21 protein-coding genes are annotated in these 19313 nt (G+C 73.8%); 14 read left to right on the forward strand and 7 right to left on the reverse strand.

Annotation, left to right across the window (positions count from 1 at the left end):
- The first annotated feature begins 356 nt into the window (after positions 1–356).
- Genes VT52_RS16705 through VT52_RS16720 form a run of 4 tightly spaced genes read left to right on the forward strand, consistent with a single transcriptional unit; the run spans position 357 to position 3833 of the window.
- Positions 357–1289 carry an ABC transporter ATP-binding protein gene (locus VT52_RS16705; protein ID WP_206306535.1) on the forward strand — a complete coding sequence of 311 codons (933 nt, stop codon included), beginning with the start codon at positions 357–359 and terminating at the stop codon, positions 1287–1289.
- Positions 1286–2023 carry an ABC transporter permease gene (locus tag VT52_RS16710; protein ID WP_046428564.1) on the forward strand — a complete coding sequence of 246 codons (738 nt, stop codon included), beginning with the start codon at positions 1286–1288 and terminating at the stop codon, positions 2021–2023. Before VT52_RS16705 ends, VT52_RS16710 begins: the two co-directional genes overlap by 4 nt.
- A gap of 5 nt (positions 2024–2028) precedes the next feature.
- Positions 2029–3222 carry a sensor histidine kinase gene (locus VT52_RS16715; RefSeq protein ID WP_046428575.1) on the forward strand — a complete coding sequence of 398 codons (1194 nt, stop codon included), beginning with the start codon at positions 2029–2031 and terminating at the stop codon, positions 3220–3222.
- Complete coding sequence (locus tag VT52_RS16720) at positions 3219–3833, forward strand: response regulator transcription factor (protein WP_046428561.1); 615 nt, start codon at positions 3219–3221, stop codon at positions 3831–3833. Before VT52_RS16715 ends, VT52_RS16720 begins: the two co-directional genes overlap by 4 nt.
- Positions 3834–3850: 17 nt before the next feature.
- Here the strand turns inward: VT52_RS16720 and VT52_RS16725 are convergent, their stop codons facing one another.
- Together VT52_RS16725 and VT52_RS16730 are read right to left on the reverse strand one after the other, a co-directional pair.
- Positions 3851–4717, reverse strand: a complete 867-nt coding sequence (locus tag VT52_RS16725; RefSeq protein WP_046428558.1) for a SirB1 family protein — start codon at positions 4715–4717, stop codon at positions 3851–3853.
- A 39-nt stretch (positions 4718–4756) separates the two neighbouring features.
- Positions 4757–5776, reverse strand: coding sequence for a GNAT family N-acetyltransferase (locus tag VT52_RS16730; protein ID WP_079175079.1), 1020 nt, complete (start codon positions 5774–5776; stop codon positions 4757–4759).
- A 140-nt stretch (positions 5777–5916) separates the two neighbouring features.
- Between VT52_RS16730 and fdxA the strand changes: the two genes are divergently transcribed.
- Both fdxA and VT52_RS16740 read left to right on the forward strand, forming a co-directional pair.
- Positions 5917–6237, forward strand: coding sequence for a ferredoxin (gene fdxA / locus VT52_RS16735; protein ID WP_030746389.1), 321 nt, complete (start codon positions 5917–5919; stop codon positions 6235–6237).
- A 122-nt stretch (positions 6238–6359) separates the two neighbouring features.
- Positions 6360–7451 carry a bifunctional succinyldiaminopimelate transaminase/glutamate-prephenate aminotransferase gene (locus VT52_RS16740; protein ID WP_046428553.1) on the forward strand — a complete coding sequence of 364 codons (1092 nt, stop codon included), beginning with the start codon at positions 6360–6362 and terminating at the stop codon, positions 7449–7451.
- Positions 7452–7547: 96 nt separating this feature from the next.
- Here the strand turns inward: VT52_RS16740 and VT52_RS16745 are convergent, their stop codons facing one another.
- The gene (locus tag VT52_RS16745; RefSeq protein WP_046428551.1) at positions 7548–7964 is read right to left on the reverse strand and encodes a hypothetical protein; all 417 of its coding nucleotides are present in this window, start codon (positions 7962–7964) and stop codon (positions 7548–7550) included.
- Between the two features lie 290 nt (positions 7965–8254).
- Positions 8255–9247 carry a VldE C-terminal domain-containing protein gene (locus VT52_RS16750; RefSeq protein WP_206306536.1) on the reverse strand — a complete coding sequence of 331 codons (993 nt, stop codon included), beginning with the start codon at positions 9245–9247 and terminating at the stop codon, positions 8255–8257.
- Positions 9248–9342: 95 nt separating this feature from the next.
- Here VT52_RS16750 and dapE point away from each other — a divergent pair, with 95 nt between their 5' ends.
- Both dapE and VT52_RS16760 read left to right on the forward strand, forming a co-directional pair.
- Positions 9343–10422, forward strand: a complete 1080-nt coding sequence (gene dapE / locus VT52_RS16755) for a succinyl-diaminopimelate desuccinylase (protein ID WP_046428547.1) — start codon at positions 9343–9345, stop codon at positions 10420–10422.
- A 107-nt stretch (positions 10423–10529) separates the two neighbouring features.
- Positions 10530–11288: an LOG family protein gene (locus VT52_RS16760; protein ID WP_046428544.1), complete on the forward strand. Its 759-nt coding sequence runs from the start codon at positions 10530–10532 to the stop codon at positions 11286–11288.
- A 169-nt stretch (positions 11289–11457) separates the two neighbouring features.
- Here the strand turns inward: VT52_RS16760 and folP are convergent, their stop codons facing one another.
- Positions 11458–12318, reverse strand: a complete 861-nt coding sequence (gene folP / locus VT52_RS16765) for a dihydropteroate synthase (protein ID WP_046428541.1) — start codon at positions 12316–12318, stop codon at positions 11458–11460.
- 137 nt (positions 12319–12455) lie between these two features.
- On the opposite strand from folP, the gene VT52_RS16770 reads away from it, so the two are divergent.
- Together VT52_RS16770 and VT52_RS16775 are read left to right on the forward strand one after the other, a co-directional pair.
- Positions 12456–12812: a DivIVA domain-containing protein gene (locus tag VT52_RS16770; protein WP_046428538.1), complete on the forward strand. Its 357-nt coding sequence runs from the start codon at positions 12456–12458 to the stop codon at positions 12810–12812.
- On the forward strand, positions 12809–13390 hold the full coding sequence (locus VT52_RS16775) for a DNA-3-methyladenine glycosylase I (RefSeq protein WP_046428534.1): 582 nt from the start codon (positions 12809–12811) through the stop codon (positions 13388–13390). Before VT52_RS16770 ends, VT52_RS16775 begins: the two co-directional genes overlap by 4 nt.
- Positions 13391–13435: 45 nt before the next feature.
- Here VT52_RS16775 and chcB read toward each other — a convergent pair whose 3' ends face one another.
- Positions 13436–14239 carry a 2-cyclohexenylcarbonyl CoA isomerase gene (chcB, locus tag VT52_RS16780; protein ID WP_046428531.1) on the reverse strand — a complete coding sequence of 268 codons (804 nt, stop codon included), beginning with the start codon at positions 14237–14239 and terminating at the stop codon, positions 13436–13438.
- 372 nt (positions 14240–14611) lie between these two features.
- On the opposite strand from chcB, the gene VT52_RS16785 reads away from it, so the two are divergent.
- Entirely contained in the window at positions 14612–14779 is a 168-nt protein-coding gene (locus VT52_RS16785; RefSeq protein WP_018544333.1) for a DUF3117 domain-containing protein, read from the forward strand.
- Between the two features lie 129 nt (positions 14780–14908).
- Here the strand turns inward: VT52_RS16785 and VT52_RS16790 are convergent, their stop codons facing one another.
- Entirely contained in the window at positions 14909–15610 is a 702-nt protein-coding gene (locus VT52_RS16790; RefSeq protein WP_240509777.1) for an O-methyltransferase, read from the reverse strand.
- A 233-nt stretch (positions 15611–15843) separates the two neighbouring features.
- On the opposite strand from VT52_RS16790, the gene sigE reads away from it, so the two are divergent.
- From sigE to VT52_RS16805, 3 genes are all read left to right on the forward strand, one after another.
- Positions 15844–16557, forward strand: coding sequence for an RNA polymerase sigma factor SigE (gene sigE, locus VT52_RS16795; protein WP_079175080.1), 714 nt, complete (start codon positions 15844–15846; stop codon positions 16555–16557).
- Positions 16554–17627, forward strand: coding sequence for a zf-HC2 domain-containing protein (locus VT52_RS16800; RefSeq protein WP_071387460.1), 1074 nt, complete (start codon positions 16554–16556; stop codon positions 17625–17627). Before sigE ends, VT52_RS16800 begins: the two co-directional genes overlap by 4 nt.
- A gap of 116 nt (positions 17628–17743) precedes the next feature.
- Positions 17744–19273: a trypsin-like peptidase domain-containing protein gene (locus VT52_RS16805; RefSeq protein WP_046423936.1), complete on the forward strand. Its 1530-nt coding sequence runs from the start codon at positions 17744–17746 to the stop codon at positions 19271–19273.
- Positions 19274–19313: the final 40 nt, after the last annotated feature.

A 19313-nucleotide genomic window follows, 5' to 3' on the forward strand; every position in this document is an offset into this window, starting at 1 on the left:
GACGCGTGCGGGCCCGCCCCAGGACGGGGCGGGCCCGCACCGTCTCACGCGGTCGGGGACGCGTGACGCAGTACAGGGCCAGGCAGCCCCTGACGCTCTGGACGGAGACGGCGCCCGACGACGTGGTCCGGCGCGACGGGGCCGCCCGCGCCGGGGCGGCGGACACGAGACCGGTGAGGGCGACCGCGGCGGTGGCGGCACCGGCGCCGCCGTGCCACCGGATTCGCGCCGGGCCGCCGGAGCCGGCCGGCACCGGGCGACGGGTCCGGGCAGGCACCTGACATGACAACTGTCATGTGTCTCCCAGGACCTCCGACACTGCCTGGCACCCTCCCCCTACCGGCACGATGGACGGCATGACGACGACAGCGGTACCGGCCACCTCCACCGCCGAGGTGGTCGGGTTCGACCAGGTGACCAAGACGTACGGGACGGTGCGGGCCGTCGACGGGCTCTCGCTGCGGCTGCACCCCGGGGAGACCGTGGCCCTGCTCGGCCCGAACGGCGCGGGCAAGTCCACCACGCTCGACCTGCTCCTCGGCCTCAAGCAGCCCGACGCCGGCACGGTGTCCGTGTTCGGCACCAGCCCGCGCGAGGCGATCGTGGCCGGGCGGGTCGGGGCCATGCTGCAGAGCGGCGGCCTGATGGACGACGTCACGGTGGCCGAGCTGGTCAGGCTGTCCTGCTCCCTGCACCCGCGGCCGTACAAGGCGACCGACGTGATGGCCCGCGCCGGCATCGCGCAGATCGCCGACCGCAAGGTCAACAAGCTCTCCGGCGGCCAGGCCCAGCGCGTCCGCTTCGCCCTCGCCACCGCGGGTGACAGCGACCTGATCATCCTGGACGAGCCGACCACCGGCATGGACGTCTCCGCCCGCCAGGCCTTCTGGTCCACCATGCGCGAGCAGGCCGACCAGGGCCGCACCGTCCTGTTCGCCACGCACTACCTCGAAGAGGCCGACGCCATCGCCGACCGGGTCCTGGTGCTGCACCGCGGCCGGCTCCTCGCCGACGGCACCGCCGCCGAGATCAAGGCCCGCGCGGGCGCCCGGCGGATCGCCTTCGACCTGGAGGGCGCCTTCGACGCCGCCGCCCTGCGCGCCCTGCCCTTCCTGACCGGCATCGACGTGTCCGGGCAGACCGTGCGCATCCAGTCCTCCGACGCCGACGCCACCGTGCACGCCCTGTACGGCCTCGGCGTCTACCCCCGCAACCTCGAGGTCGCCGGCCTCGGCCTGGAACAGGCGTTCGTCGCCATCACGGAGGCCGAGGAGGCCAAGCAGTCATGAACTCCCTCATCAAGCTCGAACTGATCCGCGCCCTGCGGAACAAGAAGTTCCTGTTCTTCTCGGTGATCTACCCGGCGGTCCTCTTCCTGATCATCGCGGGCAACGCCGACGACACCAAGATCGACGGCACCGGGCTGACCCTGGCGACGTACATGATGGTCTCCATGGCCTCCTTCGGCGCCCTGACCGCCGTACTGATGGGCAACAGCGAGCGCATCGCCAAGGAACGGGAGAGCGGCTGGGTACGGCAGCTGCGGCTGACCCCGCTGCCCGGACGCGGCTACGTCCTCGCCAAGACCGCCGGCGCCGCCGTGGTGAGCCTGCCGTCCATCGTGGTGGTCTTCCTGGCCGCCGCCGTGATCAAGGACGTACGGCTGGACGCCTGGCAGTGGCTCGCGCTCACCGGGGTCATCTGGGCCGGCAGCCTGGTCTTCGCCGCGCTCGGCGTGGCCATCGGCTACCTCGCCTCCGGGGACGCGGTCCGTCCCATCACCATGATCGTGTACTTCGGCCTGTCGATCCTCGGCGGCCTGTGGATGCCCTCGACCACCTTCCCGCAGTTCCTCCAGGACATCGCCAAGTGGCTGCCCACCCACGCGTACGCGGCGCTGGGCCGGGCGGTCGAGCAGAGCCAGGCCCCGCACACCACGGACATCGCCCTCCTCGCCGTGTACTTCGTCCTCTTCGCGGGCGGCGCGGCCTGGCTGTACCGGAAGGACACGCTGAAGGCGTGAGCACCATGACGGAAGACCCGAAGGCGGCCGGGGCGCGGCCGGAGACGCAGGTGCGGATCGGACAGGGCGTGCAGGGCCGGCGCGAGCTGCTGGTGAAGGGGCTGTGGATCTGCGTCTGGCTGGTCTTCCTCAGCTCCCCGATCCAGGACCTGACCGGCGGCCGGCACACCACGGCCGGCACCGTGGCGGGCGCGGTCGGCCTCACCGTCTTCGTGGGCGCGTACCTGACACTGGTCTTCCGGCAGATGGGGCGGCCCTTCTCGCCGTGGGCCGTGGCGCTGCTGCTCGGCACCCTCCTCGTGCTCGCGCCCGCCCTGACCTACGGCCTCGGCACCCGGTGGAGCGGGCTGTTCGTCTACCTGTCGGTGGCCTGCGGGGCGACCCTGCCGCTGCGCCTGGCGTACTGGGCGATCCCGGGTTCCGCCGTCGCGATGTACCTGGTCGGACTGCGCTGGGGCGTCTACTCGGTCGACAACGACATGCTGATGGTCGTGCTCATCGGGTTCGCCATGGTCGGCGTGAGCCAACTGGTGCGCACCACGATCGAGTTGCGCAAGGCACGGGCCACCGTCGCCCAGCTCGCCGCCAACGAGGAGCGGCTGCGTCTCGCCCGCGACCTGCACGACCTGCTGGGCCACTCGCTCTCCCTGATCACGCTCAAGAGCGAGCTGGCCGGGCGGATGCTGCCCGATCACCCCGACAGGGCCGCCCAGCAGGTCGGCGACATCGAACAGGTCAGCCGCCAGGCCCTGGTGGACGTCCGGGAGGCCGTCACCGGCTACCGGCGCCCCCGGCTCGTCGTCGAGCTGGCCGGCACCCAGGTGGCCCTCACGGCCGCGGGCGTGGCGGCCGAGCTGCCGCCCGAGCCCGACCTCTCCGGGGTGCCCGAGGAGGCCGAGTCGGCGCTCGCCTGGGCGCTGCGCGAGGCGGTCACCAACGTGGTGCGGCACAGCGGCGCCGACCGGTGCGCCGTACGGCTCACGCACCGCCAGACGCTGGACGGGCCGATGCTCGAACTCGCCGTCGAGGACAACGGATCGGGCACCGGCAACGGCGGCTTCGGCAACGGCCTGACCGGGCTGACCGAACGCCTGGAGAAGGCCGGCGGGACGCTGGAGGCGGGCCGGGCCAGGCATGGCTTCCGGCTGGTCGCCCGCGTGCCCGCGGGCCCCGCGGGGGACGTAGGATCCGGGGCATGACGAGCACGATCAGGGTCCTGCTGGCCGAGGACCAGTCCATGGTCCGCGAGGCGCTGGCCGCGCTGCTCGGACTGGAGGACGACATCGAGGTCGTCGCCCAGGTCGCCCGCGGGGACGAGGTGCTCGCCGCGGTCGGGGCGCACGACGTGGACGTGGCCCTGCTGGACATCGAGATGCCGGGCCGCACCGGCATCGAGGCCGCGGCCGAGGTCCACCGGGACTTCCCCCGGGTCAAGCTGGTGGTGCTGACCACCTTCGGGCGGCCCGGCTATCTGCGCGGCGCCATGGAGGCCGGCGCCGACGCCTTCCTCGTCAAGGACGCACCGGCGGCCCAACTCGCCGCCGCCGTGCGCAAGGTGCTCGCCGGGGAGCGGGTCATCGACCCCACGCTGGCCGCCGCCGCGCTCGCCGAGGGCGCGAACCCGCTCACCGAACGCGAGCGCGAGGTGCTGCGCGCCGCGGCCGACGGCTCCACCAACGCCGAACTGGCCAGGGCCCTGCACCTGTCCCAGGGCACGGTCCGCAACTACCTCTCCACGGCCATCCAGAAGCTCGCCGTCCGCAACCGGGCGGAGGCGGTGCGCACCGCGCGGGAGAAGGGCTGGCTGTAGGCCACCCGCGGGGAAGGTCAGTTGAGCTTGGCGCGCGCGGTGCGGGCCTGGTGCCGCACCTGTTCGGCGGCCGGCTCGTCCACGACCTCGATCAGCTCGGCGTACGCGTCCAGTTCGTCCGCCCCGGCCGTGAACTGGCCGCGCTGCACCAGCAGTTGCCCGCGCTCGTAGCGCAGCCGGGCCGGGTGGGCCGGGATCAGCAGCGACAGCTCCACGGCGCGCAGCGCCACGTCCGAGCGCTCGGGACGGGCCGCGGCCCACGCGCGGACGTTGTTCAGGATGCGCCGGACGACCTCCAGCGGGGGAGCGGGCTCCAGCATCCCGGGGGCGGGCGGGGCGCCGGTCGCCCCGACCACGAGCAGCTCGGCGTCCGGCCCGGTGAGCACCCGCCCGCCCTCGAAGGGGTCGGCCAGCACCTGCTCCCCGGCCGGGCCGAAACCGACCACGAAGTGTCCCGGCAGCGCGACCCCGTGCACCGGGGCGCCGGCCCGCCGGGCCACCTCCAGCCACACCACCGACAGCAGGATCGGCAGGCCGCGCCGGCGCCGCAGCACCTCGTGCAGCAGCGAGGACTCCAGCCGCTGGTAGTCGCCGGGCGTGCCGTGGAACCCGTAGCGCCCGCCGAGCAGCCGCCGTACCGCCTCGGCCCAGGCGTGCGGTCCGCCGGGCCGGTACGGCAGCTCGCCCGCGAGCCGGTCCAGTTCCGCCTGCGCGGCGTCGGTCCCGGCCTCGTCCAGCGAGCCGTCCGTCTCCGCGCCGATCAGCAGGCACAGTGCCGCGAGGTCCGGCCGCTCCGACCGGGCCTCTTCGGCGAACCGCGCCCGCACCTCGGCGGACCGCTCGGGCGGGGGCGGGTACGGGGGCGGCAGGTACGGGTGGGGCATGGCGGGTTCTCGCCCTTCCGGGAAGGTGTCCACGACTGTCTACGACCGGCCGTCGGCGGGCTGTTCCCGCGGCTCCCGGAAGTGGTGGTAGGTGTGGTGCCGGGAGAAGCCCAGAGCGGCGTACAGCGCCCTCGCCGGCTCGTTGTCGCTCTCCACCTGGAGCCAGCCGGCCGAGGCGCCCTCGGTCAGCGCCCGGCGGGCGAGCGCGGCCATCACCGCGGTGGCGAGACCCTGCCGCCGCCTGGCGGGGTCCACCTCGACGGCGGCGAAACCGGCCCAGCGCCCGTCCACGACACACCGGCCGATCGCCGCCGGGGGCGCGCCTGGTTCGCCCGGCACGGTGGCGAACCACACCGAGGGCCCGCCCGTGAGCACCCGCAGGGCCGTCTCGCTCACCCCCTTGCGCCGGTACCGTGCGAGCCACGCCTCGTCCGCGTCGCGGGTGAGGACCACGTCCGCGTCCTCGGGCCGGTCCGCGAGCGGGGCCAGCGCGCCGATCCACATCTCGGCACTCACCTCCCGCACCCAGCCGCGCCGCTCCAGCTCGGCGCCGAGCAGCTCCTGCGTGCCCTCGGCGCCCGTCGCGGTCTGCACGTAGGCGGGCAGCCCGCGCTCGCCGTACCAGCGTCGTACGGCCGTCAGGGCCGTGTCGAGCGGGCACCCGGGATCACCCAGCGGCAGCACGCTGTTGGCGCGCCGCGTATACCCTCCGGCGGCCCTCAGCTCCCACTCGCCGAGCCGCTCGCTCTCCACCGGGAGCCAGCCGCGCGAGGCGACCCGCGCCAGCTCCTCGTAGCCCGCCGCCGGACCCCTGCGGCGCGCCGGTGCGGCCGGTACGATCTTTCCCGCCACGAGCGAGGTTTCCGGAAAACGGACACTCGTACCACCCCGCTGTGTGATCATGAGCACGCCATGATCCCAAGATGTGAGAACGCCCACCGTGTCGGTGAACTTCTCCCGCGCCGCACCGGGTTCGCTCAACCGCCGTACGGAGACGCGTTTTCCCACGTCAGCGGGGGTGATTCGGACTTCCAGGCGCCCTTGTGCCGAGATTTCCACCGGTCAGTTCACCCCTCCTGTTCGGATCATGCTCCGGAACGGAGATACTAGGGGCGGGCATCGACGACGCCGCGCTCCCGCGCGCCAGGCGGCGGAGCCTGGAGAGGCCCGCCAGCGCCCTATCGAGGAGGAACGACAGCGTGACCTACGTCATCGCGCAGCCTTGTGTCGACGTCAAGGACAAGGCGTGCATCGAGGAGTGCCCGGTCGACTGCATCTACGAGGGCCAGCGGTCCTTGTACATCCACCCGGACGAATGCGTCGACTGTGGTGCCTGTGAGCCGGTCTGCCCGGTCGAGGCGATCTTCTACGAGGACGACACTCCGGAGGAGTGGAAGGACTACTACAAGGCGAACGTCGAGTTCTTCGACGAGCTGGGCTCGCCCGGCGGCGCCAGCAAGCTGGGGCTGATCGAGCGCGACCACCCCTTCGTCGCCGCGCTGCCGCCGCAGGGCGAGTGACCGTTTAGCGCCCACGCGGCCCGCGAACGCGCCGCCTCGGTCCCGTACGGCCCCGATCGCCCTGATCACCGCCGTACGGGACCGAGGCGTTCGCCGCACCAGACGAAAGTGAGCCACTGATCGTGTCCGCAGTCTCCGACCGGCTTCCCACCTTCCCCTGGGACAAGCTGGAGCCGTACAAGAAGACGGCCGCGGCCCATCCGGACGGCATCGTCGACCTCTCCGTCGGCACCCCGGTCGACCCGGTCCCCGAGCTCGTCCAGAAGGCCCTGGTCGACGCGGCCGACTCGCCGGGCTATCCGACCGTCTGGGGCACGCCCGCGCTGCGGGACGCGATCTGCGGGTGGCTGGAGCGGCGCCTGGGCGCGCGCGAGGTGACCCACCGGCACGTGCTGCCGGTCGTCGGCTCCAAGGAACTGGTGGCCTGGCTGCCGACCCAGCTGGGCCTCGGCCCCGGCGACCGGGTGGCCTACCCGCGCCTCGCGTACCCGACGTACGAGGTCGGCGCGCGGCTCGCCCGCGCGGAGTACGAGACGTACGACGACCCGCGCGACCTCGACCCGGCCGGGCTGAAGCTGCTCTGGCTCAACTCCCCGTCCAACCCGACGGGCAAGGTGCTCCGCGCGCAAGAGCTGGCCGGCATCGTCGCCTGGGCCCGCGCCCACGGCGTCCTGGTCGTCTCCGACGAGTGCTACCTGGAGCTGGGCTGGGAGGCCGACCCGGTCTCGGTGCTGCACCCGGACGTCAACGGCGGCTCCCACGAGGGCATCGTGGCCGTCCACTCGCTCTCCAAGCGTTCCAACCTGGCGGGCTACCGCGCCGCCTTCGTCGCGGGCGACCCGGCCGTCCTGGGCCCGCTCCTGGAGATCCGCAAGCACGGCGGCATGATGACGTCCGCGCCGACCCAGGCCGCCGTCGTGGCCGCGCTGGGCGACGACGCGCACGTCCACGAACAGCGGGCCCGCTACGCCGCCCGCCGCGAGGCGCTGCGCTCGGCCCTGCTGTCCCACGGCTTCCGCATCGAGCACAGCGAGGCCAGCCTCTACCTCTGGGCCACCCGCGACGAGCCCTGCTGGACCACCGTCGCGCACCTCGCCGACCTGGGCATCCTGGTCGCGCCCGGCGACTTCTACGGCCCGGCCGGCGGGAACTTCGTCCGTGTGGCGCTGACGGCGACGGACGAACGCGTCCGGGCTGCGGTCTCGCGGCTGTAGCCTCCGCCCGCGCGAGGCGCGTCCCGCGCCCCGTGAACGCCGAACGGGGCCCAGGAGGGACATCCCCCCGGACCCCGTTCACCGGGCCGTGCCGGCTCAGGTGAGGGGCAGGCCCTGCATCGGCAGGTTGGTGGTCGGCAGGCCGCCCTTCGTGGCACCGGCGGCCGCGTCGCCCAGGGCGTTGCCCGCCGCGCCGGCGACGCCGCCGGCGGCCTGCTGGGCGGCGGGGGCGGTCTTCTTCACGGCACCGCCGGCCGTCTTGCCCGCGGCCGGCGCGGCCGACTTCACCGCGTTGCCGCCCGCGTTGCCCGCCAGCGAGGTGACGTGCTCCGCGGCACCGTCGACGGTGTCGCCGGCGTGCGCCGCGTCCAGCGCGGTCAGGCCGCCCAGGTTCGCGGTGGCCGGCAGGTTCGTGGCCGCACCGGCGGAGCCGGCCGCACCGACCCCGGCGGCCGCTCCCGCTGCGACGAGCAGCGCGGCACGGGCGATCCGGCGGGTCAGGGGGAGGGACATGATGCTCCATTCGACGGGAGAAGAACGATCTCTGTCGTCCGGACCCGGCTCCGGGCTCGGACGCCATGACTACCGCTCGAAGCCCCCGAAGGTTGCGGACGCCCCAGGTAAAGAACCGATAACGCATCGCATTATCAGGTGTGGATAAAAACGGGCAAAGGGCGTCCGTGAGAACGCCCGGCAGAATCCTTACGCCCCTTGAACCCCAAGGGCTCCCGGCCGTTTTCCGCCCCTCGCCCGTTCGGCCGCGTGTGAAACGCCGACGCCACCCGTCGGCGCGACGCCCCGTACTACTGTCCGGTCACGATCCGGACAACGCCCACGGACTTCTCCGCCCCCGCGGCCCCCTGCGAGCGCACCTGCTGCCACGCCCCGCCGTCGCTCCCGGCGGTCCACACCCGCCCCGCGTACGTCACCCGGTGGATGTGCAGCGCCGAGGAGTTGGCGACCGCCCAGTGCGCGAGCTGCCACCCCCGCTCCCGCTCGTCGCGCCCACTCGCGTCCGTGCGCGTCCCGAGCGGCACCGGCACGGTCACCGTCCGCCCGCTCGCCGTCGCCGTCACGCTCGGCGAGGGGGACGGCGACGGCACCGGGGCTCCGCCCACCTCGGCCCCGGTCTCCTGGAGTGCGTCCCGCCCGAAGTCCCGCACCAGCGCGGCCCGCACCACGTCCGGACCGATCGCCGTGGCCGTCGTGTCGAAGCGCCCGTCACAGGTCAGCGTGGCCGCCGCCCGCCCGGTCAGCGCCGCCGACAGCAGCTCGGCGTCCGGCTCGTGCTTGGCGTACGCCTCCGGGTAGCCGCTGCGCTGCACCTTCTGCGCGGCCACGGTGAGCGGCAGATCCGTGTAGTCGGGCACCTCGGCGAGATGGGCGTAGAAGATCCCGGCCGCGTACGTGGGGTCCATGATCTGCCGTTCGGTGCCCCAGCCCTGCGAGGGCCGCTGCTGGAACAGGCCGAGGGAATCCCGGTCGCCGTGCTCGATGTTGCGCAGCCCCGACTCCTGGAGCGCGGTGGCGAGCGCGATCGTCACGGCCCGCTCGGGCATGTTCCGGCCGGTGCCGACGGCGGCGATCGTCGCCGCGTTCGCCGCCTGCTCGGGCGTGAAGTCGTACGACGTCCCGGCGCCGGTGGCCGAGACCACCTTGCAGCCGTGCGAACCGCCGCCTCCGGTGACGTACTGCACCACGAGGTAGGCGGCGACGCCGCACAGGACCAACAGGGCCGCGCAGAACCGGAGAAGACGGCCGCGGCGCTTGGGACGGGTGGGGGACGGCTGTGACACGCGTACAAGGTACTGGAGCGATCACCACCGCACGCCAGGGGTCCGCCGCCGCGCGGGAACCCGGCGGCCGGCGGCGGCGCGCTAGGGTCGAGGCCATGGCCGACACCTCGCTTGACCTCACGCTGGACGCCGCCACGCTCACCGCGCGGCTCGTGGACTTCGCCTCCGAGAGCGGGACCGAGGAGCCGCTGGCGGACGCGATCGAGACCGCGCTGCGGGCCCTGCCGCACCTGACGGTGGACCGCTACGGCAACAACGTGGTGGCCCGTACGAACCTGGGCCGCGCCGAGCGGGTCGTCCTGGCCGGGCACATCGACACCGTGCCGATCGCGGACAACGTGCCCTCGCGCCTGGACGAGGACGGCGTGCTGTGGGGCTGCGGCACCTGTGACATGAAGTCGGGCGTGGCGGTCCAGCTGCGCGTCGCCGCCACGGTCCCGGCCCCCAACCGCGACCTGACCTTCGTGTTCTACGACAACGAGGAGGTCGCCGCCCACCTCAACGGCCTGCGCCATGTCGCCGAGGCCCGTCCCGAGTGGCTGGAGGGCGACTTCGCGGTGCTCCTGGAGCCCTCCGACGGCGAGGTCGAGGGCGGCTGCCAGGGCACCCTGCGGATGCTGCTGCGCACCGAGGGCGAGCGGGCGCACTCGGCGCGCTCCTGGATGGGCGCCAACGCCATCCACGCGGCCGCGCCGATCCTGGCCCGCCTGGCGGCCTACGAGCCCCGCTACCCGGTGATCGACGGCCTGGAGTACCGCGAGGGCCTGAACGCCGTGCGTATCGGCGGCGGGGTCGCGGGCAACGTCATCCCCGACGAGTGCGTGGTCACCGTCAACTTCCGCTACGCCCCCGACCGCACCGAGGAGGAGGCGGTCGCGCACGTCCGCGAGGTGTTCGCGGACTGCGGGGTGGCCGAGTTCGTGGTCGACGACCACAGCGGCGGCGCGCTCCCCGGGCTCTCCCACCCGGCCGCGGCGGCCTTCATCGAGGCGGTCGGCGGCATCCCGCGCCCCAAGTACGGCTGGACGGACGTCTCCCGCTTCGCCGCGCTCGGCATCCCCGCGGTCAACTACGGTCCCGGCAACCCGCACCTGGCGCACAAGCGGGACGAGCGGGTGGAGACGGCCAAGATCCTCAAGGCCGAGGAGCGGCTGCGTGACTGGCTGACCGCGTAGCGTCCGCCGCGCGCGGCGCACGCCTGGCGGACACGCGTATGTCCCCCCTGCTTAACCCGCGTAGATCTAGGCTGATGGCGAACCACCGGCAAGCGGAGGGAGCGCACATGCCTACCGGGAACCCCGAGGGGAAGAAGCAGCCGCCGGACGAGCAGCGGCTCGGGCCGGTCCTGCGCAGGCGGGGCCAGGTGACGCCGAGCACGACCGATCAGCGGCTGCTGGACGCGGGCGGTCCCTCCGACTGGGTCCACACCGATCCCTGGCGGGTGCTGCGCATCCAGTCGGAATTCATCGAGGGCTTCGGCACGCTGGCCGAACTCCCGCCCGCGATCAGCGTGTTCGGTTCGGCCCGCACCCCCGTGGACTCGCCCGAGTACGACGCGGGGGTGCGGCTCGGCCGCAGCCTCGCGCAGGGCGGCTGGGCGGTGATCACCGGCGGCGGTCCCGGCGCGATGGAGGCCGCCAACCGGGGCGCGTGCGAGGCGGGCGGCGTCTCCGTCGGGCTCGGTATCGAGCTGCCCTTCGAGCAGGGGCTGAACCCCTACGTCGACATCGGGCTGAACTTCCGGTACTTCTTCGTCCGGAAAATGATGTTCGTGAAGTACGCCCAAGGGTTCGTGGTGCTGCCCGGCGGCCTCGGCACCCTGGACGAGCTCTTCGAGGCCCTGACCCTGGTGCAGACGCAGAAGGTCACCCGCTTCCCGATCGTCCTCTTCGGCAGCGAGTACTGGGGCGGCCTGGTCGACTGGCTCAGGAACACCCTGGTGGCCAGCGGCAAGGCCGCGGAGAAGGACCTCCTGCTCTTCCACGTCACCGACGAGGTGGAGGAGGCGGTGGCCCTGGTCTCCAAGGAGGCCGCCCGCTAGTGCCGCGGCAGACAGCGTTCGCCCGTCAAGGAGCGGCGTCCGGTGCGTGCTCTCGGCGTGCCGGACGGAAGCCCTCGTACCGGACGTACTCGGGCTTTCGGCCGGTGCGGCGAGAGTGCGTGCAGGGCGTCGCGACGGGGCGGACGTCGCCTGTTGCGGCACCAGGACCTCAGGCCAGACCGCGTCGGGCCACCGCGGGGGGACGGTGGCCCGCGATGGACGAGACCATGTCGAGGACCTGGCGGGTCTCGGCGACCTCGTGCACGCGGTAGACCATCGCCCCGAGCCAGGAGGACACCGCCGTCGTCGCCAGGGTGCCGATCAGCCGCTCCTTGACCGGCCGGTCCAGGGTCTCCCCGACGAAGTCCTTGTTGGACAGCGACACCAGCACCGGCCAGCCCGCGGCGACCATCTCGTCCAGGCGCCGCGTCGCCTCCAGGCTGTGCCGGGTGTTCTTGCCGAAGTCGTGCCCGGGATCGATCAGGACCGACTCCCGCGGCACCCCGAGCGCCACCGCGCGCTCCGCGAGGCCCACGGTCACGTCCAGGACGTCCGCCATCACGTCGTCGTACGTCACCCGGTGCGGGCGGGTGCGCGGCTCGGCGCCGCCCGCGTGCGTGCACACCAGGCCCACCCGGTGCCGCGCCGCGACCTGCGCGAGGCCGGGGTCCGCGCCGCCCCACGCGTCGTTCAGCAGGTCGGCGCCGGCCTCGCACACCGCCTCGCCGACCTCGGCCCGCCAGGTGTCCACGCTGATCACCACGTCCGGGAACCGGCGCCGCACCTCGGCCACGAAGCCCACCGTGCGCCGCGCCTCCTCCTCGGCGGAGACCTCCTCGCCGGGGCCCGCCTTCACCCCGCCGATGTCGATGATCGCGGCGCCCTCGGCCACCGCCTGCTCGACGCGTGCCAGGGCCGGCTCGTCGCGGAACGTCGCCCCGCCGTCGTAGAAGGAGTCGGGGGTCCGGTTCACGATCGCCATGATCACTCGTTCGTGCGGTCCGAATTCCCGCCTGCCCAGCCTGAGCATCCGCTGTGACCTCTTCCTCGTGCGTCCGGCACTGCGACCGCCAGTGACCCTAACCGCCGGACGCGCATGGCACGATCGGAGCTGACAGATTCCGCGTCCGGCACAGCGCCGGCACCCGAGCTGGGGGCCTCCAGACGATGGTGATGTTCCTGTTCCTGGTCATCGCGCTGGCCGTCGTGGTCGCCGCGGTGACCCTGGCCGTGGTGGGCGGCGGCGAGAGCGGCCCGCTGCCCGACGTCGCGCCCGAGCGGCTCCAGGACCCGCTGCCCGACGACCGGCCGGTGGGCCGCGAGGACGTGGAGAGCCTGCGCTTCCCGCTCGCCGTGCGCGGCTATCGCATGTCCGACGTCGACGACGCCCTCGGCCGCCTCGGCGCCGAACTCGCCGAGCGCGACGCCCGGATCGCGGGCCTGGAGTCCGCGCTGGCCGGCGCCCGCGCCGCCGCCGCACGCCCCGCCCCGGACAAGTCCCGGCACCCGGAGGACCAGCAGTGACCGCCGCCGTCCCGGGCCCGGACGGCGCACCGCGCTGCCCCTGGGCCCTGTCCACCGACGACTACGTGACGTACCACGACGAGGAGTGGGGCCGCCCGGTCCACGGCGACGACGCCCTCTTCGAGCGGCTCAGCCTGGAGGCCTTCCAGTCGGGTCTGTCCTGGATCACCATCCTGCGCCGCCGGCCGGGCTTCCGTACCGCCTTCGCGGGCTTTCGCGTGGAGAAGGTCGCCGCCTTCACCGACGAGGACCGCGAGCGCCTGCTGGCCGACCCGGGCATCATCCGCAACCGCGCCAAGATCGACGCCACCCTCGCCAACGCCCGCGTCCTCGCCGGCTGGCCGGCCGGCGACCTGGACGACCTGATCTGGTCCCACGCCCCCGACCCGGCCGGCCGTCCGGTCCCCAGGACCCTGGCCGACGTCCCGGCGGTCACCCCGCAATCCACGGCTCTGTCCAAGGAGTTGAAGAAGCGGGGCCTGAAGTTCGTCGGCCCGACGACGGCGTACGCACTGATGCAGGCGTGCGGGCTGGTGAACGACCACCTGGAGACCTGCGTGGCGAGGAACAGAGGTTAGGGACGGGGGCCGGGGCAGCGGTCTCGGACGGCGGTCAGGGGGGCGTCACCGCCCCAGGTACTCCGGCTTCTCCTTGTCGACGAACGCCCGCACCGCGATCGCGTGGTCCTCGGACCGCCCCGCCCGCGTCTGCAGTTCGTCCTCCTTGCGGAGGGTCTCCTCCAGCGAGTGCGTCAGCCCGAAGGCCACCGCCTCCTTGATCGCCGCGTAGGCGACCGTCGGCCCCGAGGCCAGCTGGCGCGCCACCTTCCCGGCCTCGGCCCGCAGCTCGGCCGCGGGTACGACCCGGTTGGCGATGCCCAGCTCCAGCGCGTCCTGTGCGCCGATGCTGCGCGGGAACAGCAGCAGGTCCTGCGCGCGGCTCGGCCCGACCACCCGGGGCAGGGTCCAGGAGATCCCGGAGTCCCCGGTCAGGGCGACGCCCACGAAAGAGCTGTTGAAGGACGCGGTGTCGGCGACGATCCGGTAGTCCGCCGCGAGCGCGAACCCGAAGCCCGCTCCCGCCGCGACGCCGTTCACCGCGGCGACCACCGGCTTGGCCGCGCCCGCCAGCGCCCGCACGATCGGGTTGTAGTGCTCGCTGACCGTGCTCATGGTCTGCCCGGACCCGGTCTCCCGGTCCTGGGCCAGCAGCCCGATGTGCTCCTTGAGGTCCTGGCCCACGCAGAACGCGCGCTCCCCGGCGGCGGTCAGCAGGATCGCCCGTACGGCCGTGTCCCGGGCCGCTTCCTCGGCCGCCTCCCGCAGCGCGACCTTGGTCGCCACGTTCAGCGCGTTCATCGCCTCGGGGCGGTTCAGCGTGATCGTCGCGAGCCCGTCGCTCACCTCGTAGAGCACGGTGTCGGCCATGGCGCATCCCCTCCGGTTCGCGGTGGTGACGTACCGCTCGGTACGTCCCTGTCCGATCACAGCATGGCGGAGATCGCCGGCCAAGGGCCCGCGGGCGGGTGTGAGCTGCGTCAAAGAAAAACCGGCCCCTGGTGGCCGGGGGGCGTCCGTGCGGTGGCGAAGTATCGCAGCCACATCCCCGAATTGAGTGGTTTTGCTCGCGCGCGTTGCCCAAGCGATGCCTACCGATGTTGGTCATCGGGTCCTGAGATGCGGGATAATGGCTTGGAAGCAATGTGTTCGATGCCGGTGTCGCGTGTCCGGTTCGGTCCCGCGGGTGCCCGCAGGGTGCCATCGGCAGACGATGAGCTGGTTTCAGGAAGGGGAACGAGCATGGCGGCCATGAAGCCGCGGACGGGCGATGGTCCGCTCGAGGTGACCAAGGAGGGGCGGGGCATCGTCATGCGCGTTCCGCTCGAAGGCGGCGGTCGACTCGTCGTCGAGCTGACCCCTGACGAGGCCGAGGCGCTCGGCGACGCGCTCAAGAAGGTCGTCGTCTGACGCGCGCACGAGTCAGTCCTTACGGCTGCCCCGGCATCGAACGCGGTGCCGGGGCAGCCGTGTTCCCGGACACCGCGCGGCCGCCGGCGTCCGTCGGGGCGCCCGCCGCGGTGACGCCCCGCACCGCCGTCACCGCTTGACGGCGCACAGCAGCCCGTCGCCGACCGGCAGCAGCGAGGGGACCAGTTCCTGGCTCTCGCGCACCGTGCGCAGCAGCTCCCGCAGCCGCAGCACCTCCGAGGGCTGCGGCCCCGAGTCGACCGTACGGCCGCTCGCGAAGACGCCCTCGAAGACCACCAGGCCGCCGACCCGCAGCAGCCGCAGCGACTCGGCGAGGTACTCCGGGTACTCCTGCCGGTCCCCGTCGCAGAACACGAGGTCGTAGCCCGCGTCCGCGAGCCGGGGCAGCACCTCCAGGGCACGGCCGGGGATGAAGCGGGCCCGGTTGCTGGCGAAGCCGCAGGCGCGGAACGCCTGCCGGGCGAACTGCTGGTGCTCCGGCTCCGGATCGACCGTGGTCAGCACGCCGTCCGGGCGCATGCCGTGCAGCAGATGGATTCCGGACACCCCGCAGCCCGTGCCGATCTCCGCGACCGCCTTCGCGTCCACGGAGGCGGCGAGCAGGCGCAGCGCGGAACCCGTGCCGGGCGACACCGAGCGCAGTCCTGCTTCGAGGGCGCGGTCGCGGGCCCACAGCAGTGCTTCGTCCTCGGCGGCAAAGGCGTCGGCGAAAGCCGAGCTCGTCTGCCTGTTGCCGGTAATGACCCTCTCCTGTCGTCCCCATGGATGCCTCGGCGTGACTGTATCCGTTGGCGTCGGGAACCCGCAGATGGGACCGGGCGTTTACTGGGAAGAGACAGCTCGGGGGACGCTTCGGGGGGCGAGAGGTGGAGCAGGGCACCGCACAACTGCTGACGCAGCGGCACGAGCCGCGCCAGCGAGTATCAAATTCTCGTAAAAACGCTTATCCGGAGCTAACGGGCGAGGTGGCTATGGTAGGGGCTCCACTGGACACCACCAGAGCCGACAGGGGAGGTGCGGCTGCGCCCGAGGACCGGGGCGGAGTGCTACGGCGCTTCCTCGGATCGGCGGGCAGGCCGAAATCCGTGACCGACACCGCTGCTGACAGCCACGCCACCGGCATCGCCGGGCGCGACACCCAGACCGCGACCTTCACCAGTGACGCGGACGGGCAGGCGTGGACTCCGCCCAGCTGGGACGAGATCGTCAGCACCCACAGCGCCCGCGTCTACCGCCTGGCCTACCGCCTCACCGGCAACCAGCACGACGCCGAGGATCTCACCCAGGAAGTCTTCGTCCGCGTCTTCCGCTCCCTGTCGACGTACTCGCCGGGCACCTTCGAGGGCTGGCTGCACCGCATCACCACGAACCTGTTCCTGGACATGGTCCGGCGCAAGCAGCGCATCCGCTTCGACGCCCTCGGCGAGGACGCGGCCGACCGCCTGGCCAGCCGCGAGCCCACCCCGCAGCAGCTCTTCAACGACGCGCACTTCGACGCCGACGTCCAGCAGGCCCTGGACACCCTGGCGCCCGAGTTCCGCGCCGCCGTCGTCCTGTGCGACATCGAGGGGCTGTCGTACGAGGAGATCGCCGCGACCCTCGGCGTGAAGCTCGGCACCGTCCGCTCCCGTATCCACCGCGGCCGCTCCCAGCTCCGCAAGGCGCTCGCGCACCGTTCACCGGAGGCCCGCGCGGCCGAGCGGCGCTCGTTCATGGCCCGGGTCCCCGCACTGGGGGGAGGGGGCGCGACGGCGTGAGCGGATCACGGCAGAAACCGGTCGGGGCACACCTCGCCGAGCAGCATCTGGGAGACCGGCTCTCCGCCCTGGTGGACGGAGAGCTCGGTCATGACACGCGTGAACGCGTCCTCGCCCACCTGGCCACCTGCGCCCGCTGCAAGGCGGAGGCGGACGCCCAGCGCGCGCTGAAGAGCGTGTTCGCGACCGCGGCCCCACCCCCGCCCTCCGCGAGCCTGCTGGCCCGCCTCCAGGGCCTCCCCGGTGGCGGTGACGGCGACGCCGGCACCCCGCCCGAACCGCTCGGCGACGGCCCCGGGTCCCGGGCCCCCGGCGACCCGGGCACCTTCGGTATGCGCCGGGGCTTCTCCTTCGGCTACGTCCCCGCGCGCCCGCCGGGCCCCGGCCCCGAGCGGACCGGCTTCCACGGGGAGTCCGGCTTCGGCGGACCGGCCGGCCCGCTCGGCGGGGGCGGCTTCCGCGTCCATCCCGTCGGCCGCCCGGAGGACGCCCGCCCCGCCTCCCGCGGGCTGCGCTTCGCCTTCGCCGCCGCCGGCGCGGTCTCGCTGGCCGCGGTCGCCCTCGGCGGCGTGACCACCGCCATCCCCGGCTACCCGGCCGCGGACGCCCGGGGCACCGGCAGCAACGTGATCCCGGCCCGCACCGCCGGCACCGGCGGGGGCGGCGGCGTGACGACGTCCGCCGAGTCGCAGCGCCGCCGGCAGGGCCCGCTGACGGCCCAGGGCGGCGGGGCTCCGCTCGGGCGTACGACACCGTCGCCGACCGCCGTGACCGCGCCCCTGGTGCCGGGCGCGTCGGACGCCGTGGACGGGCAGCCCCAGGACGCCGGCGCGCGGCCTACGACAGGCCCGCTGATGGCGGGCGTGAACGCCGTGACCCCGCTGATACGCCCGCTGGACAAGGCCATGGACCTGCCGCTGGGCAAGTGGTCCACGGCGCCCATGGTCCCGGGCATGCTGTCCGACACCGGACCCGATCCGGCCCCGCACAACCCCATGCGCCCCGCCGCGTCCTCGACCCCTCTGGTGTCGCCCCCGGTGGTTCCGGCGACCCCCCGCCGGACGCCCTGACCCCGGCGCCGCGACGGGCCCTGCGCCGGGGCCCGCGACCTGGTTGAATCCGGGCAGGTAGCCGACGTTCCGGGGCCGCCGCCGAAGCGCGGGGCCGCGGTCAGCCTGGGGAGAGCATGGACGAGGGGAACGGCGTTCCGCCGGGGGCGGAGCCGGAGGGAGCGGCGGGAGCCGGACCGATACCGGACGGCGACTTCGAACTGGCCGGGCCGCGCCCCGGTCCGCTGCACGAACCGGACCCCTACAGCACCCCGCCCTACGGCGAACCGGGCCCCTGGGCCCCGGCCCCACCGGTCCAGCACCCGGCCGCGGCACCGGTCCACGGAGCGGTCACGGCAGCGCCGGCGGTGGGCGCCGTACCCCCGCGGCCCGCATCGCCACCCGCCACACCCGTGCCCGCACCCGTCGTACCCCCGGCGCCCGCCGCCGCACCCCTGCCCGCCCGGCAGCCCCCGGCGGACCCGTGGGGGCGCCACGCCCCCTGGGCCGCGGGACCGCTCCCGGTGCCCGGTGCCGTCCCGGTGCACGGGGGACGGCCCCGGCGGCGGCGCGTCGCCGCCGGCTGGACACTCGCCGTCGCCCTGGTCGCGGCCGGGACCGGCGGGCTCGTCGGCGGCTATGCCGAGCGCGCGGGGGCCGGGAGCGACGTGCGGCCGCCGCGGGCCGGGAGCGTGCCCGCCGGGCGCGCGCCGGACAGCGTGGCCGGGATCGCGGCCCGCGCCCTGCCCGGTGTCGTCACCCTGCATGTCTCCGGCTCCGGCGAGGAGGCCACCGGCACCGGCTTCGTGCTGGACGACCGCGGCCACATCCTCACCAACAACCATGTCGTGGCGGCCGCCGCGTCCGGCGGCGGGATATCCGCGACGTTCACCGACGGGACCTCCGCCAAGGCCACGGTCGTCGGCCGGGACAGCGGCTACGACCTCGCCGTGATCCAGGTCGGCGGGGTGCACGGGCTCACCCCGCTGCCCCTCGGCGACTCCGACGACGTCCGGGTCGGTGACCCCGTCGTAGCCATCGGCGCCCCCTTCGACCTGGCCGGCACCGTCACCTCCGGCATCATCAGCGCCAAGGACCGGCCCGTCACCGCGGGCGGCGAGAAGAGCGACGGCAGCGACGTGTCGTACGTGGACGCCCTCCAGACCGACGCGCCGATCAACCCGGGCAACTCGGGCGGTCCGCTGCTCGACTCCCGGGCCCGGGTCATCGGCATCAACTCCGCCATCCGATCCGCCGACAGCGGCTCGGCGACCGGGAGCGGGCAGGCGGGCTCCATCGGCCTGGGCTTCGCCATACCGGTCAACCAGGCGAAGCGCGTCGCCGAGCAGCTGATCGCCGACGGCCATGCCACCCACCCGGTCATCGGGGTCCGTCTCGACATGGGCTACACCGGCGACGGCGCCCGCGTCGGCGGTGCGGCCCCGGGCGGCGGCCCCGCCGTCGTCAAGGGCGGGCCGGGTGAGCGGGCCGGGCTCAGGCCGGGCGATCTGATCACCGGGGCCGACGGCGAGCCGGTGCACACCGGGGCGGAGCTGATCGTCAGGATCCGCGCCCACGAGCCGGGCGACCGGATGCGGCTGACGGTCCGGCGGGGCGGGACCGAGCGGGAGGTCTCACTCGTCCTGGGCACCGCGGAGCAGAACTGACACAAGTCTCACCTCGGGACGGTACCGGTCGGACCAGAAC

Origin of the sequence: Streptomyces malaysiense (genome assembly GCF_000980885.2) — a bacterium.
Lineage (GTDB): Bacteria > Actinomycetota > Actinomycetes > Streptomycetales > Streptomycetaceae > Streptomyces > Streptomyces malaysiense.